The following is a 16,526-nucleotide window of genomic DNA, read 5'->3' as shown; positions in this document are numbered from 1 at the left end:
CATCGCGGGACAAGCCCGCTCCCACAAAGACCTGGCCCACCCACAGGTTCGGCGCATGGCGCCAAACCTGTGGGAGCGGGCTTGTCCCGCGATTGGGCCGTTATTGGGCAGCCTTGACCGCTGCGTTGAGCTTCTTCGCCGCATCGGCCGGATCGGCCTTCGGATCGTTGATGTAGTTGGTCACCACATCGAAGAACGCCCCCTGCACGGCGAGCGTGGTCGCCATGTTGTGCGCCATGCTCGGTTGCAGTCCACCCGACTTGGCGTCGGCCAGGAAGTCCTTGGCAGCGGTCTGGGCGCAACTGTCGAAGCCATACTTGCTCATGTCGGCCAGCATGTCGTTGCGCACCGGGATCGAGCCCTTGTTGATGCTGAAGGTCTTCTGGAAGTCTTCACCCAGCACACGCTTGGCGATGTCCTGCTGACCTGCAGTGGTGCCTTCGTTCTTCTGCTTGAACACCGCCAGCGAGTCGATGTTGTACAAGAAGCCCTTTTCGGTGCCGGGGAAGGGTACGCACTGGTAGTCCTTGCCCGCGGTCTTCTTGGCCAGGGTCCACTCGCTCTTGGCCCAGTCGCCCATGATCTGCATGCCGGCCTTGCCGTTGATGACCTTCGCGGCCTCAAGGTTCCAGTCCTGGCCCTTGCCGTCAGGGTCCATGTAGGTGGCGACCTTCTTCAGCTCGGTCAGCGCCTTGACCATCTCCGGGCCGGTCAGGGCTTTTTCGTCGAGGTCGACCAGGGCCTTCTTGTAGCCCTCCACCCCCATCACCGCGAGCACCACGTTCTCGAACACGGTGCTGTCCTGCCATGGCTGGCCACCGTGGGCCAGGGGAATGAAGCCTGCGGCCTTGAGCTTGTCGGCTGCGGCGTAGAATTCGTCGAGGGTGGTCGGCGCCTTGTCGATGCCGGCCTTCTTGAACACCTCGGGGTTGATCCACAGCCAGTTGATGCGGTGGATGTTCACCGGCACGGCGACGTAGTCACCTTCGTACTTGACGGTGTCGGCGACTTTCTTGTCGAGCAGGCTGTCCCACTTCTCCTGCTTGGCGACGTCCTTGAGCACATCGCTGTCGAGCAGGCCGGTGGCGGCCCAGTCCTGGATATCGGGGCCCTTGATCTGGGCGACGCCTGGCGGGTTGCCGGCGACGGCGCGGCTCTTGAGCACGGTCATCGCGGTGGAACCACCGCCACCGGCCACAGCGCCGTCCTTCCAGGTGAAGCCGTCTTTCTCGACCTGGGCCTTGAGGACGTCGACGGCAGCTTTCTCGCCGCCGGAGGTCCACCAGTGCACCACCTCGACGCTGCCTTTGGATTCGGCGGCGAAGGCGCTGAGGGGCATGAGCGAGGCGAGGGAAATAGCGGCGGCGAGGCGCAGAGTGGAATTCATCGGTATACCTTTCTTGTTGTTATGCGGTGCAAGTCGTTCGCTTGCGTTGCATGGAGTCTAATGAGCGCGCAGACCAGGGCAGGTAACGAAGCGATGCGCGAATGTCATCACTTGGTTACATTGCCCAGGGCCAGCGCAGTGGCCAGGCTGGGTGCCAACGGCAGGCGCGGCAGGAGCACCGCCTGGTAGGCGTGGTAAAGATCGGGCTTGCCGCCCCAGATGCTTGCGCCAGGGCGGTTCTGCGGGTCCAGCTCATGGTGCCAGCTGCCGTGGACGCGATCGATGAAATGGCTGTCGATGAAGTCCCAGAAACGCCGGTACCACTGCTCGTATTCACCTTCCCCGGTACGACGCAACAACGCTGCAGCCGTCGCACAGGCTTCGGCGTGGGTCCAGTGCAAACGCGCCCGCACTACTGGCCGGTTCTGCCAATCGAGGGTGTAGACGATGCCCGGCGCACCATCGGCGTGCCAGGCGTGACGACAGGCATTGGCGAACAGCCCGCGCGCATGGTCCAGCAGCCACTGCGGGGCGGGCAGGCCGGCACGCTGGCGCGCGGCCTCCAGGTGCAGAACCAGGCGTGCCCACTCGAAGGCATGACCGGGTGTGGTGCCGTAGGGGCGAAAGCCGTCGGTGGGGTTGTCGTGGTTGTAGTCGTGCAGTGCCTGCCACTGCACGTCGAAATGCTCGATGACACCGAAGCCGTTAGCCGCGGCATGGGTATGGATGATCCGCTCGACGATGCGCAGGGCGCGGTCGAGCCAGTGCGTGTGGCCGGTGACATCGGCCAGGGCGAGGAAGGCCTCGGTCGCGTGCATGTTGCTATTGGCGCCACGGTAGGCTTCCGGCTGCGTCCAGTCATGGGCGAAGGACTCGCGCAGGGCGCCCTCTTCCTCGCTCCAGAAACGCGTCTCGATGACCGCGACGGCCGCCCCGAGCAATTGCTCGGCGCCAGGTGCGCCGGCGACCACCGCGGAACTGGCGGCCAAGGCGACGAAGGCATGCAGGTAGGCGGTCTTGCCGGTATCGCCCTCGCCATCGGCGCGGGCGAACCAGCCATCATCCCGCGCATCGCGCAGCGGCCCTGCGAGCAGTGCCGCGACACCGTGCTCCACCAGCGGCAGGCAGCCAGGGATGCCCTGCACATGCGCCATGGCGAAGCAATGGGTCATGCGCGCAGTGTGCAGGGTTTCGGCGATTGCGCCGTCGGGCAGTCGGCCCTGGGCATCGAGGCTGCCAAAACCGCCAGGCAGGCGCGAGGCCTTGGCGAAGGTCACCAGGCGCTGGCCCTCGGCGACCAGCCAGGCGTTGTGAACCGGGGAGTCGAGCCAACTGCAGAAAGGGAAATCGACGCTGTCCATCACCTGCTCAATCCTTGCCAGGGACAGGCCGGGTGCCTGTCGTCAGCGAATTCTAGCCAGCCGTCCCGGCGGGCATGTCACGAAGGCCTGTGTGAATGTCACCGTCCCGTGACAATTTCAGTGGCCTCATCGCGGGACAAGCCCGCTCCTACAGGTACCTGTGGGAGCGGGCTTGTCCCGCGATAGGGCCGGCCCTATCAATCGATATTCCGGGGCAGGAACAAGGTCACTCTTAACCCACCCTCACGCAGGTTCAACAAACTCACCTCCCCGCCATGGCTGTGGGCGATGTTACGCGCAATTCCCAGCCCCAGCCCATACCCCTGCTGCTGCCCCGCCAGGCGGAAATGCGGCTCGAACACCTGCTCCAGACGCTGCTCCGGCACGCCGGGGCCCTGGTCGTCGACCTGCAGCACGAAGGCCTCGGCGTTGTCGATGATGCGCAGGTGCGCACGCTCGCCGTACTTGATGGCGTTGTCGATCAGGTTGCCGATGCAGCGCCGCAAGGCCAGTGGCTTGCCCGGATAAGGCGCCAGCACACGTCCTTCGACCGTGATTCGACCATCACGCAGGTAGGGTTCGGCGAGGATTTCCAGCACCTGGTTGAGGTCGATCGGTTCGATGTTCTCGTGGATGTCGGTATCTTTCACGCACTGCAAAGCGCCCTTGACCAGCAGCTCCAGCTCGTCGAGATCGCGGCTGAACTTGGCTTGCAGGTGCTCGTCTTCGAGCAGTTCCACCCGCAGGCGCAGGCGGGTGATCGGCGTGCGCAGGTCGTGGGAGATGGCGCTGAACAGCTGCGAGCGTTCGGTCAGGTAGCGGCTGATACGCTCACGCATGGCATTGAACGCGCGCCCTACCTCGACCACCTCGCTGCCGCCACCTTCGGCCACCGGCGGCACGTCCGCCCCCAGTGACATCTCCCGCGCTGCCCGCGCCAGGCGCTTGAGCGGCCAGCTCTGCCAGTGCACCAGCAAGCCGATGAACAACAGCAGCAACAGGGTGGTCAGGGCGATGAAGCCGATCTGCTGGCGCGGCAGACGCTCGGGTTCAAGACCGGTATAGGGCTCGGGCAACAGCGAGGCGATGTACAGCCACTCGCCTTCGTCCAGGCGGATCTGGGTGACCAGCACCGGCGGATTGAGCGGTTCGAGGGTCAACGCGTAGTGGGCCCAGGAGCGCGGCAGCTCGTCGAGCTTCAGGCCGCTGTTGAAGATGCGCAGGTCGTCGGGGCTGACGAACTCGACGGAGATTTCCATCTGCTGACCCAGGCGTTCGTGCAGCACCTGCTGGAACACCTCGATCACCGCTTGCTTGCGCGGGGTGATGGGCAGCACCGGCATGTCCAGCGGCTTTTCGTTGAGCGAGACGAAAAAGCGCGTACCGCCCATGCTGCGCAGCTGATCGAGCACCATCGGCCGGTAGGCCACCGGCAGGGAGCGGAAGTAGCTGACGCTGGCGCTCATCGAGTGCGCAAGGCTGCTGGCGCTGGCGCGCAGGCCCTGCAACTGGCTGGCCCGCAGCTGGGCGACCCAGATCACGCTCGACAGCCCCTGGGCGATCAGCACCACCAGCAAGGTGAGCAGCAGCATGCGCCCGAGCAACGAGCGCGGCAGCAGGCGCCAGCGGCGCTCGGCAGCCTGCTCAGCCGGCACAGCTGACATTCGCGGCAAGCAGGTAGCCGCTGCCGCGCACGGTGCGGATCAGCCGGGGCGGCTTGTCGGTGTCACGCAGGCGCTGGCGCAGGCGGCTCACCGCCATGTCGACGATGCGGTCCAGCGGCATCGGCTCACGCCCGCGGGTGGCATTGCCAATGGTGTCGCGGTCGAGGATCTGCTGGGGATGGTCGAGAAACAGCTTGAGCAGGGCGAAGTCGGCACCGGAGAGAATCACTTCTTCGCCATCGCGGTGGAACAGACGATGGCTGACCGTATCCAGGCGCCAGTCTTCGAAGGTAAGCACCGCGCTGGCAGGGGTGGCTGTGGTGAAGTCGCAGCGACGCAGCAGGGCCTTGATTCGCGCCTGGAGTTCGCGCGGGCTGAAGGGTTTGCCCAGGTAATCGTCGGCGCCCAGTTCCAGGCCGATGACACGGTCGGCTTCATCGGAGCTGGCGGTGAGCATGATGATCGGCACCCGCGACTGGCGCGGGTGCTGGCGCACCCAGCGGCACAGGCTGAAGCCGTCCTCGTCGGGCAGCATCACGTCGAGGATCACCAGGTCGTAGTTGCCGGCATCCAGCGCGCGGCGAAAGCCCTGGCCGTCGGGTTCGGCATGGACCTGGAGGCCGGAGCGGCTGAGGTAGGTCTGCAGCAACTCGCGAATGTCCTGATCGTCGTCGACCATCAGGATGGTTTTACCGGCAGTGCTCACAATGAATTCCCTTTGGTCGTTACAGGTCTTGATGCCTGTTGTGGCGACATTCTATCGGTGTCGAGGCCATTCGCGGGCAAGCCCGCTCCCACAGCGCCTTGTGGAAACGGGCTTGTCCGCGAATGGCAGCACAACCGACCTTCAGTGGTCCAGCATCTGCTGCAAGGCCACACCGGCTCCGAGCAACCCGGAAAACTCCGCCGTCACAAGCCACACCGGCACACCCGGGAAGTAGCCGCTCATGCAGCCCTTGTCGGCAAAGCTTGCCGCGAACCCGCTGCGCAGGAACAGCTCGGCGAAGCGCGGCACCACGCCGCCAACAATATAGACCCCACCGCGCGCGCCCAGGGTCAGCACATTGTTACCCGCTACACGCCCGAGAAAGCGTGAAAACTGTTCGATCACCGCCAGGGCCTGCGGTTCGCCGCCCAGCGCAGCATCGGTGATCTGGGCAGGGGTCTTGTGACGGGGTGTAGCGCCGTCCAGCGCACAGATCGCCTGGTACAGCCGCACCAGCCCACCACCACTGAGCACGGTCTCGGCGCTGACATGGCCGATCTGGCTGTGGATCTGCTGGTGGATCGCCGCCTCACGGGCATTGCCCACCGGCAGGTCGACATGCCCGCCCTCGCCCGGCAGCGCCATCCAGTGCTGCTCACCGAGGCTGAGCAAGGTGCCGACGCCAAGGCCGGTACCCGCACCGATGACCAGCGCCGGGCGCGCGGCGTACGCCTGACCGGGGCACACCTCGACGAACTCGCCAGGCTTGAGGCGGGTCATGCCCAGCGCCATGGCGGAAAAGTCGTTGATCAGCGACAGGCGCTCGACCTGCAGCACCTTGCAGAAGGCCGAGCGGCTCAGGCGCCAGTGATTGTTGGTGAAGCGAAATTCGTCACCATCGACAGGGCCGGCCACCGACAGGCACACGTCCGAGACGTCGCCACGTTCGAGGCCCTGGTCCTTGAGGTAGGCCTCGATAGCCTGCTCGGGGCTGGAATAGTCCGCCGTCGCCAGCACCTGCACCGCGTGCAGGTCATTGTCACGCCACAGGGCAAAGCGGGCGTTGGTACCGCCGATGTCACCGACCAGCGAGGCCTTCATTTGAAACGCTCCAGGGCAGAGGTAAAGGCGCTGGCGCCCTGCTCTGCCGGGCTGAACGCGACGCGCATGAAGCCGAACAGCTCGCGCCCGCACCCCAGGTCATTACCCTGGGGTGCATCAGGCTGATCGCGACTGGCCAGTTCCTCGGCCGACACCATCAGTTGCAGCGTGCCTTCGACACCGTCGACGCGCACGATATCACCATCGCGCACCCGTGCCAGCGGGCCACCGTCATAGGCTTCGGGGCACACGTGGATCGCCGCCGGGATCTTGCCCGAAGCACCGGACATGCGTCCGTCGGTGACCAGCGCGACCTTGTAGCCGCGGTCCTGCAGCACACCGAGGAACGGCGTGAGCTTGTGCAGCTCGGGCATGCCGTTGCAGCGTGGGCCCTGGAAGCGCACCACGGCGACGAAATCGCGCTCCAATTCGCCAGCCTTGAAGGCATCGGCCAGCGACTGCTGATCGTGGAACACTCGCGCCGGAGCCTCGACCACCTGGTGTTCCGGCGCCACGGCAGAGACTTTCATCACCCCGCGCCCCAGGTTGCCTTCCATCACCCGCAACCCGCCCTCGGCCGAGAATGGCCGGGCGACCGGGCGCAGGATGCTTTCGTCCAGGCTGTGCTGCGGCCCCTCGCGCCACACCAGCTTGCCGTCGTCGAGGAACGGTTCTTGGGTGTAGCGACGCAGACCATGGCCGGCCACGGTATTGACGTCCTCGTGCAGCAGCCCGGCGTCGAGCAGTTCGCGGATCAGGAAGCTCATGCCGCCTGCGGCCTGGAAGTGGTTGATGTCGGCCTTGCCGTTGGGATAGACGTGAGACAGCGTCGGCACCACCTCGGAGAGGTCGGCCATGTCCTGCCAGGTCAGCTGGATCCCGGCAGCCTGGGCAATCGCCGGGATATGCAGGGTGTGGTTGGTCGAGCCGCCGGTGGCGTGCAGAGCGACGATGGAATTGACCAGCGCCTTCTCGTCGACGATCTCGCCCAACGGCATGAAGCTGCCGCTGGCCTTGGTCATGCGCGTGACCTGCTGCGCCGCCTCGGCGGTCAGCGCATCGCGCAATGGAGTGTAGGGGTTGACGAACGAGGCGCCCGGCAGGTGCAGGCCCATGACTTCCATCACCAGCTGGTTGGTGTTGGCTGTCCCATAGAAGGTGCAGGTGCCGGGGCTGTGGTAGGACTTCATCTCCGACTCCAGCAACTCCTCGCGGCTGGCCTTGCCCTCGGCGTAGCGCTGGCGCACGTCGGCCTTTTCCTTGTTGGAGATGCCCGAAGGCATCGGCCCGCCAGGCACGAAGATGGTCGGCAGGTGGCCGAAACGCAACGCACCCATCATCAGGCCGGGCACGATCTTGTCGCAGATGCCCAGCATCAGCGCGGCATCGAACATGTTGTGCGACAGGGCGATGGCCGTGGACATGGCGATCACTTCGCGGCTGGCGATCGCCAGCTCCATGCCAGGTTCACCCTGGGTCACGCCATCGCACATGGCCGGTACGCCACCGGCGAACTGGCCGACCGAGCCGATATCGCGCAGCGCCTGTTTGATCTGTTCGGGGAAGTGCTGGTACGGCTGGTGCGCCGAGAGCATGTCGTTGTAGGCAGAGACGATGGCCACGTTGGCAGCGTTCATCATCCGCAGGCTGTGCTTGTCCTGGCTGCCGCAACCGGCCACGCCGTGGGCGAAGTTGGCGCACTGCAGGCTGGCGCGCATCGGGCCGTCGCTGGCCGCGCCGCGAATGAGCTCAAGGTAGCGTTCACGGGTGGCACGGCTGCGTTCGGTCAGCCTTGCGGTGACCTCAAGGATGCGCGGATGCATGTACTGGACTCCAGGCTATGTGTAAGGGCGACCTGAACCGGCATTTCCACTCCAAACGATTGCGACCTAGGCTCAAGGCAGGGGCCGGAAAGGTCGTTGGCGTGGAAGGCTCGATCACTCGTTGTAGGTTTACCAAAATATTGCCACTAAAAATGCTTGTTTTCTATCTTGGAGTGAATAATCTTGTAATTCCAATAACAAAACCGTTTCAGTGAAGCCTCATCCCATTTTGTGCCACAGGCTTCACCCGAACTGCCAGAGGTAATGCCAATGACCCTTCGCATCGCGATCAACGGATTCGGCCGCATCGGACGCAACGTCCTGCGCGCACTCTATACCCAAGGCTACCGCCAGGACCTGCAGGTCGTCGCCATCAACGACCTGGGCGACAGCGCGATGAATGCCCACCTGCTCAAGTACGACAGCGTACATGGCACCTTCGATGCCACCGTCGAGGCCGATCATGAAAGCCTGACGGTCAACGGCGATCGCATCGCCGTCAGCGCCATCCGCAACCCCGCCGAACTGCCCTGGAAAGCCGAAGCCATCGATGTGGTGTTCGAATGCACCGGGCTGTTCACCGACCGCGCCAAGGCCGCGGCCCACATCACGGCTGGCGCCGGCAAGGTGATCATCTCGGCGCCGGCCAAGGGCGCCGATGCTACCGTGGTGTATGGCGTCAACCACGACGTGCTGCGCGCCTCGCACCAAGTCATCTCCAACGCCTCGTGCACCACCAACTGCCTGGCGCCGATCGCCCAGGTGCTGCAGCGTGAGTTCGGCATCGAGCAGGGGCTGATGACCACCATCCACGCCTACACCAACGACCAGGTGCTGACCGACGTCTACCACAGCGACCCCTACCGGGCCCGCTCGGCCACTCAATCGATGATCCCGAGCAAGACTGGCGCCGCCGAAGCCGTGGGCCTGGTGCTGCCGGAACTGGCCGGCAAGCTCACCGGCATGGCGGTACGGGTGCCGGTGATCAACGTGTCGCTGGTCGACCTGACCGTCAACCTCAAGCGCGAAGCCAGTGCCGACGAGGTCAACCGCTTGTTCCTCGAAGCCAGCCGCCATTCCCGCGTGCTCGGCTACAACAGCCTGCCGCTGGTGTCATGCGACTTCAACCACAACCCGCTGTCGTCGATCTTCGACGCCAACCACACCCGCGCCAACGGCCGCATGCTCAAGGTGCTGGCCTGGTACGACAACGAGTGGGGCTTCTCCAACCGCATGCTGGACAACTGCCTGGCGCTGTTCCGGGCACAATGAAAAAGTCCTTGGGGCTGCCTGGCGGCCCCACCTTTACCCCTTCATGACATTTCTCTGCTTGACCTGATGCACGGATGATAAGCATTATCATTCACCCCTCATCGGCCAGGTTTCCCCGTGAGTCAGTCCCGGTTCAACTCAGTCTTCCTCACCCAACGCCTCACCCTGCTGCGCACCTTGCAGCGCATGGTCGGCAACCCCAGCACGGCGGAAGACCTGCTGCAGGAAACCTACCTGCGGGTTACCCGTGCGCTGGGCGAGCGCCCTATCGAACACCTCGAACCCTTCGTGTTCCAGACCGCCCGCAACCTTGCCCTCGACCACTTGCGCGCGCGCCGCGTGCAGTCACGCACACTGGTCGACGACGTGCCCGAGCAAGTGCTGCACAATGTCGCCGCGCCGCTGGGCAACAGCGAGGATGCGGTGCATGCCGAGCAACTGCTCAAGCGCCTGAGCGTCAGCCTCGGCCAGCTCACCGCACGCCAGCAGCGCATCTTCATCCTCAGCCGCCTGCACGGTGCCAGCTACCTGGAAATCGCCGAGCAGTTGCAAGTCTCGGCCAGCACCGTACAGAAAGAACTGAAGCTGATCATGGCGATCTGCATGGGTGTAGCCGACCGCCTCAAGTGAGCGACCGCTCGCCACCTGGGCAGGTGCTGGCTCTTGCCATGCCTGTCCACAGCGCCGATCATCTGCAAAAAACGCCATGCAAGGATCCCCCGTGAGCAACCCTGCCCCTCGCCCATCGCCCGCCGAGCCAGATGCCCGCGCCCGTGCCATGGACGAAGCGCAGGACTGGTTGATCCGCCTGCAATGCCCCACCGAGCAGGACACCCAGGACTTCGAAGCCTGGCTGGGCGCTGCCGAGCAGAACGCCGAAGCCTATGTCGAAGCCGAGGCGCTGTGGAATGGCGCCGCCCTGCGCCATCTGGCGGGCGATCTGCACCAACAGCGCCGCACCTCGCTGCGCGGACGCCTGCGCCGCCACTGGAAACCCCTGGCCACCGCAGCCGTGCTGCTGGTCGGGCTGTTCACCTTCGGCAACCTGCCGGTGCGCCTGCAGGCCGATCACCTGACCGTGGTCGGCGAACGCCAGCGCCTGCAACTGGACGATGGCGCCAAGGTGCTGCTCAACACCAACTCGGCCTTTGCCAGCGACCAGCGCGACGGGCGCCAGGTTGCACGGCTGTTGCAGGGCGAGGCCTATTTCGAAGTGCCCGGCGGCAACCAGCCACCGCTTGAAGTCCAGGCCGGCCCCTTGCGTGCGCAGGTGCGCGACACCAACTTCGCCGTACGCTACCTCGATGGCCAGGCGCAGGTACGTGTGCAGCGCGGCGACGTCGACCTGCAGGCCGCCAGCGACCAGCGCATCCGCCTGAGCGCCGGAGACAGCATCAGCGTCGGGCCAGACGGTTTCGGTCAGCGCCAGCGCGCCGACCTGCACAAGGAACTGGCCTGGATCGATGGCCGCCTGGTGTTCGAGAACTGCCCGTTGAGCCAAGTACTCGCCGAACTGCGCCGCTACTACCCGGGCTGGATCATCAACCGCAACGACCATCTGGAACAGGTGGCCGTTACCGGCAACTACCGCCTGGACCAGCCTCTGGAGACCCTGCGAGCCCTGGCCCATATCACCTCGGCGCAGTTGCACGAATACCCGGCGGTGGTGATTCTCAACTGAGTGACGCCGCTCCCAAAGGGGGTGGGCAGGCCTGTGATTTTTGAGCAAGACAGTTGCTCCCACCAATTATTTTTACGCGACTCCCATCCCAAGCCCGTCTCGTTATAGCCAATGCAATTGATTCTTGTTCGAAAACAAGAACTGCACTCACCTATAACAGTTCGCGCGACAGGGAGCGCTTCCGATGTCCTCAGGTCCAACCCGCCCATCCCCCTCTTCCCGACGCATGGGACAACTGTCCCTGCTGACCCTGGCCCTGCTGGCCAGCGGCGCCTGCAGCCTGCCGGCGCTGGCCGCAGAGCCGGCCCAGGCCGCCAGCCCGCGGATGGGCGACTATCGCTTCGCCATCGCCCAGCAGCCACTGGTATCGGCGATCAACGCGTTCAGTGAAGTCACCGGCTGGCAGGTCGGCTTCTCCGCCGATCTGGCCGAGGGCGTGGCTTCGCCGGGCGTGCAAGGGGCACTGGCGCCGGAAGCGGCACTGCAGAAACTGCTGCACGGCACAGGCCTGGGCTTTCGCAAGATCGGCAACGGCAACGTCGTGCTCGAGCGCCAGACCGCAGGCAACGCCATTGCCCTGCAACAGCTGACCGTCAGCGCCACCCGCAGCGCCCAGGACGTGAGTCAGGTACCGAGCACCGTCAGTGTGCAGACCCGCGAGCAACTGGACCGCCAGAACGTCAACGACATCAAGCAACTGGTGCGCTACGAGCCGGGTGTCTCGGTTGGCGGTGTCGGCCAGCGCAGCGGCCTGAACGGCTACAACATCCGTGGCATCGACGGAGAGCGAATCCTCACCCAGGTCGATGGCGTATCGATCCCCGACAGCTTCTTCTACGGCCCCTACGCCCAGACCCAGCGCAACTACGTCGACCCCGAAATCGTCAAGCGCGTCGAGATCCTGCGTGGTCCGGCCTCGGTGCTGTACGGCAGCAACGCCATCGGCGGCGCGGTGAGCTACTACACCCTCGACCCGGACGACATCATCAAGCCTGGCAAGGACGTGGGCGCGCGCCTGAAGACCGGCTACAGCTCGGCCGACGAAAGCTGGCTGACCTCCGCCACCGTCGCTGGCCGCCAGGGCGACTTCGACGGCCTGCTGCACCTGAGCCAGCGCAACGGCCACGAGACCGAATCCTACGGTGGCCACGGCGGCACCGGCCTTGGCCGCACCGAAGCCAACCCGGAAGACGTGCGCACCACCAACGTACTGGCCAAGCTGGGCTGGAACTACGCCGACGACGCGCGCCTGGGCTTCACCTACGAGCACTACAAGGACGACCGCGACCAGAACATCCTCAGCGCGGTGGGCGGCCCGTTCATCCCTGGCTTCGGCGCCATGAACTCCTATCGCATGCGCCAGGGCAACGACACCGTCACCCGCGAGCGCTTCGGCATCAACCACGAATTCGGCCTCGACAGCCTGGTCGCAGACCACGTGAAGTGGAGCCTCAACTACCAGATCGCCAAGACCGACCAGCGCACCGACGAACTCTATTTCGCCTCCGGTCGCCAGGTGTTCCGTGATCGCCAGACCACCTACAAGGATCGCCAATGGGTGTTCGATGGTCAGTTCGACAAGGCCTTCAGCATCGGTGAGACCGATCACCTGCTCACCTACGGCACCACCCTCAAGCACGAGAAGGTCACCGGCTCGCGCAGCGGCACCGGCACCTGCCTGAACATCGGTGGCACCTGCCGCGCCATCGGCCAGAACAGCGTGAGCGATAGCCAGGCGCTGGTCAGCGACTTCCCGGATCCGACCATCAACACCTACAGCCTGTTCGCCCAGGACGAGATCCGCTGGAACAACTGGACCTTCCTGCCGGGTGCGCGTTACGACTACACCCGCATGGAACCGAAGATGACCGCAGAATTCCTGCGCGGCATCCAGGGCACCGGCGCAGCGCCGTCCAGCGTCGACGACGGCGACAAGAAATGGCACCGCGTCTCGCCCAAGTTCGGCGTCACCTATGCCTTCAACGACAACTACACCTGGTACGGCCAGTACGCCGAGGGTTTCCGTACCCCGACCGCAAAGGCCATGTACGGCCGCTTCGACAACCCGACCCTGGGCTACAGCGTCGAACCCAACCCCAACCTCGAGCCTGAAAAGAGCAAGAGCTACGAGACGGGCGTGCGCGGCAACTTCGAGGCCGGCAACTTCGACGTGGCGGTGTTCTACAACAAGTACCGCGACTTCATCAACGAAGACGCCGTGCAGTCGGCCAACCTGGGCTCGACCTTCCAGGCCAACAACATCAAGCACGCGACCATCAAGGGCGCCGAGTTCAAGGGCCGCCTGAACCTCGATCACTTCGGCGCGCCGCAAGGCCTCTATACCCAAGGCTCGCTGGCCTATGCCCATGGCCGCAACGACGACAATGGCCAGCCGCTGAACAGCGTCAATCCGCTAACCGCGGTGATGGGCCTGGGCTACGAGCAGCAGAACTACGGCGGCCTGCTCAGTTGGACACTGGTCAAGCGCAAGACCCGCGTCGACGACAGCACCTTCTTCGCCCCGGATGGCGCCAGCTCGCAGTTCCGCACGCCGGGCTACGGGGTGCTCGACCTGACCGGGTTCTACAAGGTGACCGAGGATGTGACCGTCAACGCAGGTCTCTACAACCTCACCGACAAGAAATACTGGCAGTGGGATGACGTGCGCGGCTACGACGGCCTTGGCGAGGCGGCGGTGACCCAGCCGGCCAACCTCGACCGCCTGACCATGCCGGGACGCAACTTCGCCATCAATGTGGTCTGGGATATCTGATCCCGGCACCCGCGGGGGCGGCCTTGTGCCGCTCCCGCAACCCCCTCCCGAACACAAATGCCTCCCACTCCCAGGTGAGGTTTTTTTACTGTCCTGCGTCTTCTCTTTCGTCTTGTACCTAGACAGCCCCATTTCCCAAGGATGCCCCCATGACCCGCCACACCTCCGAGCGCGCCGCCCTGCGCTCGCAACGCCTGAACCAGGTCACCCACGCACCGCACACCGAGCTGGACGCTCTGGTCAAGTCGCACGCGCCGTTCGACAGCCGCGAGAGCTTCGCCCGCTTCGTCGTCGCCCAGTACCTGTTCCAGTCCGAACTGCAGGCGCTGTACACCGACCCGGCACTGATCGCCATCGTCCCTGACCTGGCCGAGCGTTGCCGGGCCGAACAGGCGCGCCTGGACCTGGCCGACCTGAACACCGAAGTACCGGCCCCGGTCGCAGGCGCCCTGGTCAAACCAAGCCTGGGCGAAGCCCTGGGCTGGATCTTCGTCTCCGAAGGCTCCAAACTGGGCGCTGCGTTCCTGATCAAGCGTGCCGTGGCCCTGGACCTGTCCGACAGCTTTGGCGCCCGTCACCTGGGCGAGCCCGCCGGTGGTCGTGCAGAGGGCTGGAAACAGTTCACCCGCATCCTCGACAGCCTGGAACTGTCGGCCGAAGAGGACGCTGCCGCCGAGCGTGGCGCAGTCGCGGCCTTCGAGCGCTTCACCGAGCTGCTCAAGCACGCCTACGCCACGGATGCGGCGCTGGCCTGAGACGCACCTGCCGGCCACCATTCGGGTGGCCGGACCGCTTTGCAGTGAGACCATGACCCGACTTGCCCGCTCCCGACTGTCCCGCCTGCTGTATGCGATCCTGGCTTATGTCAGCCTCGGGATAGGTCTGGTCGCCATCGTCATTCCCGGCCTGCCCACCACCGAGTTCATCCTCCTGGCCGCCTGGGCAGCGACCCGCAGCTCACCGCGCCTGTCCGCCTGGCTGGAGAACCACCGTCTGTTCGGACCAATCCTGTGGAACTGGCGCAACGGCAAGGTGATCCAGCGCCGCGCCAAGGTCAGCGCGACCATCAGCATGCTGCTGTGCGCAGGGCTGATGCTCACCATGCTCGAGCACCACTGGCCAGTGTTCCTTGCCATCGCCGGCATGACCCTGGGCAACCTGTGGATCTGGTCGCGCCCCGAACAACCCACCGCACCACTGCCCGCCCAACTGCAACGCTGAGCATTTGCATCTCCGCGCGGGATGTACTGCAATGGGATCCACCAAGGAGGATCCTGCATGCCCCAGTTGCTCGACACCATCGTCCGTGAACTTGACCTCGACCACGCCGCCCTGCGCTGGCACGGCGTTGGTGGGCTGCCCTCGACGTTTGCCGTCACCGACCTGGCCGCCGCGAGCATGGCCGCTGCCGGGCTGGCACTGGCCAGCCTGCTACAGCGCCAGACCAACAACTGCCCGTTGGTCAGCGTCGATCGGCGCCTGGCCTCGTTCTGGTTTGCCACCAGCCTGCGCCCACATGGCTGGCAGACCCCTCCCCTGTGGGACGCCGTCGCCGGTGACTATCCCACCCGCGATGGCTGGATTCGCCTGCACACCAACGCCCCCCATCATCGTCAGGCCGCACTCGGCGTGCTGGGCGCCCCCGCCGATCGCCAGGCGGTCGCGGCGCAGGTCCTGCGCTGGGACGGTGAGGCGCTGGAAAGCGCCGTGGTCGAAGCCGGAGGCTGTGCGGCGAAGATGCGCAGTTGGGCCCAATGGTGCGAACACCCGCAGGGGCAGGCCGTGAACAAGGAGCCCTTGGTGCTGCGTGAGCAATTCGACGCGGCAGCGCCATTGGCCTGGCAAGGCTGTGAAACACGTCCGCTGGCCGGTATCAAGGTGCTGGATCTGACGCGCATCCTCGCCGGCCCCACCGCCAGCCGCTTGCTGGCCGGCTTCGGCGCCGAAGTGCTGCGCATCGACCCATTCGGTTGGGATGAGCCGGCGGTGGTCGCCGAAGTCACCCTGGGCAAGCGCTGTGCGCGCCTGGATCTGCGTGCGACGCCTGACCGCGAGGTGTTCGAACGGCTGCTGGGGGAGGCCGACATTCTCCTGCATGGCTATCGCGCCGATGCACTGGAGCATCTGGGTTTTGGCGCGCAGCACAGGCGCCAGCTCAACCCAGGCCTGATCGATGTAAGCCTCAACGCCTACGGCTGGAGCGGCCCCTGGCAAGCACGCCGCGGCTTCGACAGCCTGGTGCAGATGAGCAGCGGCATCGCCCGCGAAGGCATGCGCTGGCAACAAACGGACAGACCTGTGCCTTTGCCGGTGCAGGCGCTGGACCATGCAACCGGGTACCTGATGGCAGCCGAGGCGATCCGCGGGCTGGAACAGCGCCTGGCTCGTGGCGCCGGTTACCGGGCACGGCTGTCCTTGGCTCGCACCGCCAAGCTGTTGGTGGAGCATGGAACGATGGCGGATGACTTGCCCCTGGCCGCAGAAACGCCCGAGGATCTCGACCCGCATCTGGAGCAGACACCCTGGGGGCCCGCGCAAAGGATCAAGGGGCCGTTGAAGGTGGGGCAGGCGTCGATGCACTGGGCACGTGGGGCTTGCGAGCTGGGTTCGGCTCAAGCGCGTTGGTGACGATTTATGGCCTCATCGCGGGACCAGCCCGCTCCCACAAATGGGGCTGACCCATCGAGTTTGTGAGCATGCGCGGGAGCGGTGCGCCGCTGCGACTTGTCCCGCGATGAGGCCGCAACAACCGCCACCC

Annotated in this window: 13 protein-coding genes; 7 read left to right on the top strand and 6 right to left on the bottom strand. The window is 65.2% G+C overall.

The genetic code is table 11. The annotated features are described in order from the left end of the window. Positions 1-100 precede the first annotated feature (100 nt). The 6 genes from AB688_RS07725 to edd form a co-directional block, all read right to left on the bottom strand. Positions 101-1,387 carry an ABC transporter substrate-binding protein gene (locus AB688_RS07725; protein WP_063543231.1) on the bottom strand — a complete coding sequence of 429 codons (1,287 nt, stop codon included), beginning with the start codon at positions 1,385-1,387 and terminating at the stop codon, positions 101-103. A gap of 107 nt (positions 1,388-1,494) precedes the next feature. Further along, on the bottom strand, positions 1,495-2,748 hold the full coding sequence (locus tag AB688_RS07720) for an AGE family epimerase/isomerase (protein WP_063543229.1): 1,254 nt from the start codon (positions 2,746-2,748) through the stop codon (positions 1,495-1,497). Positions 2,749-2,945: 197 nt separating this feature from the next. Further along, positions 2,946-4,412 (bottom strand): ATP-binding protein, encoded by a 1,467-nt coding sequence (locus AB688_RS07715; protein WP_063543227.1) that lies wholly within the window; start codon positions 4,410-4,412, stop codon positions 2,946-2,948. Beyond that, positions 4,393-5,091 (bottom strand): response regulator, encoded by a 699-nt coding sequence (locus AB688_RS07710; protein ID WP_232233528.1) that lies wholly within the window; start codon positions 5,089-5,091, stop codon positions 4,393-4,395. Before AB688_RS07710 ends, AB688_RS07715 begins: the two co-directional genes overlap by 20 nt. Positions 5,092-5,259: 168 nt before the next feature. After that, positions 5,260-6,219, bottom strand: coding sequence for a glucokinase (locus tag AB688_RS07705; RefSeq protein ID WP_063543225.1), 960 nt, complete (start codon positions 6,217-6,219; stop codon positions 5,260-5,262). Further along, positions 6,216-8,042, bottom strand: a complete 1,827-nt coding sequence (gene edd / locus AB688_RS07700; protein WP_054895148.1) for a phosphogluconate dehydratase — start codon at positions 8,040-8,042, stop codon at positions 6,216-6,218. The genes AB688_RS07705 and edd overlap by 4 nt, the downstream gene beginning before the upstream one ends. A 270-nt stretch (positions 8,043-8,312) precedes the next feature. Here edd and gap point away from each other — a divergent pair, with 270 nt between their 5' ends. The 7 genes from gap (at position 8,313) to AB688_RS07665 (ending at position 16,396) form a co-directional block, all read left to right on the top strand. Next, entirely contained in the window at positions 8,313-9,314 is a 1,002-nt protein-coding gene (gene gap / locus AB688_RS07695) for a type I glyceraldehyde-3-phosphate dehydrogenase (RefSeq protein WP_054895147.1), read from the top strand. 117 nt (positions 9,315-9,431) lie between these two features. Then, positions 9,432-9,944 (top strand): RNA polymerase sigma factor, encoded by a 513-nt coding sequence (locus AB688_RS07690; RefSeq protein WP_054895146.1) that lies wholly within the window; start codon positions 9,432-9,434, stop codon positions 9,942-9,944. 148 nt (positions 9,945-10,092) lie between these two features. Further along, positions 10,093-10,995, top strand: coding sequence for a FecR family protein (locus AB688_RS07685; RefSeq protein ID WP_231100319.1), 903 nt, complete (start codon positions 10,093-10,095; stop codon positions 10,993-10,995). 184 nt (positions 10,996-11,179) lie between these two features. Beyond that, the gene (locus AB688_RS07680; RefSeq protein ID WP_063543223.1) at positions 11,180-13,768 is read left to right on the top strand and encodes a TonB-dependent receptor; all 2,589 of its coding nucleotides are present in this window, start codon (positions 11,180-11,182) and stop codon (positions 13,766-13,768) included. Positions 13,769-13,917: 149 nt separating this feature from the next. Then, the gene (locus AB688_RS07675) at positions 13,918-14,523 is read left to right on the top strand and encodes a biliverdin-producing heme oxygenase (protein WP_063543221.1); all 606 of its coding nucleotides are present in this window, start codon (positions 13,918-13,920) and stop codon (positions 14,521-14,523) included. A 52-nt stretch (positions 14,524-14,575) separates the two neighbouring features. Then, on the top strand, positions 14,576-14,989 hold the full coding sequence (locus AB688_RS07670) for a YbaN family protein (protein WP_054895168.1): 414 nt from the start codon (positions 14,576-14,578) through the stop codon (positions 14,987-14,989). A gap of 57 nt (positions 14,990-15,046) precedes the next feature. After that, a complete protein-coding gene (locus AB688_RS07665; protein ID WP_063543219.1) occupies positions 15,047-16,396 on the top strand; it encodes a CoA transferase in 1,350 nt (449 codons plus the stop codon). The last annotated feature ends 130 nt before the right edge of the window (positions 16,397-16,526 follow it).

The sequence above is a fragment of the Pseudomonas putida genome (assembly GCF_001636055.1).
Classification (GTDB): domain Bacteria; phylum Pseudomonadota; class Gammaproteobacteria; order Pseudomonadales; family Pseudomonadaceae; genus Aquipseudomonas; species Aquipseudomonas machongensis.
The sequence above is the reverse complement of the archived record's forward strand: the minus strand, read 5'-3'. Positions and strand labels throughout refer to the sequence as shown.

Coding starts and splice junctions, on each gene's coding strand:
- AB688_RS07725 (WP_063543231.1), bottom strand. CDS start 1,387: ATGAATTCCACTCTGCGCCTCGCCGCCGCTATTTCCCTCGCCTCGCTC.
- AB688_RS07720 (WP_063543229.1), bottom strand. CDS start 2,748: ATGGACAGCGTCGATTTCCCTTTCTGCAGTTGGCTCGACTCCCCGGTT.
- AB688_RS07715 (WP_063543227.1), bottom strand. CDS start 4,412: ATGTCAGCTGTGCCGGCTGAGCAGGCTGCCGAGCGCCGCTGGCGCCTG.
- AB688_RS07710 (WP_232233528.1), bottom strand. CDS start 5,091: ATGGTCGACGACGATCAGGACATTCGCGAGTTGCTGCAGACCTACCTC.
- AB688_RS07705 (WP_063543225.1), bottom strand. CDS start 6,219: ATGAAGGCCTCGCTGGTCGGTGACATCGGCGGTACCAACGCCCGCTTT.
- edd (WP_054895148.1), bottom strand. CDS start 8,042: ATGCATCCGCGCATCCTTGAGGTCACCGCAAGGCTGACCGAACGCAGC.
- gap (WP_054895147.1), top strand. CDS start 8,313: ATGACCCTTCGCATCGCGATCAACGGATTCGGCCGCATCGGACGCAAC.
- AB688_RS07685 (WP_231100319.1), top strand. CDS start 10,093: ATGGACGAAGCGCAGGACTGGTTGATCCGCCTGCAATGCCCCACCGAG.
- AB688_RS07680 (WP_063543223.1), top strand. CDS start 11,180: ATGTCCTCAGGTCCAACCCGCCCATCCCCCTCTTCCCGACGCATGGGA.
- AB688_RS07675 (WP_063543221.1), top strand. CDS start 13,918: ATGACCCGCCACACCTCCGAGCGCGCCGCCCTGCGCTCGCAACGCCTG.
- AB688_RS07670 (WP_054895168.1), top strand. CDS start 14,576: ATGACCCGACTTGCCCGCTCCCGACTGTCCCGCCTGCTGTATGCGATC.
- AB688_RS07665 (WP_063543219.1), top strand. CDS start 15,047: ATGCCCCAGTTGCTCGACACCATCGTCCGTGAACTTGACCTCGACCAC.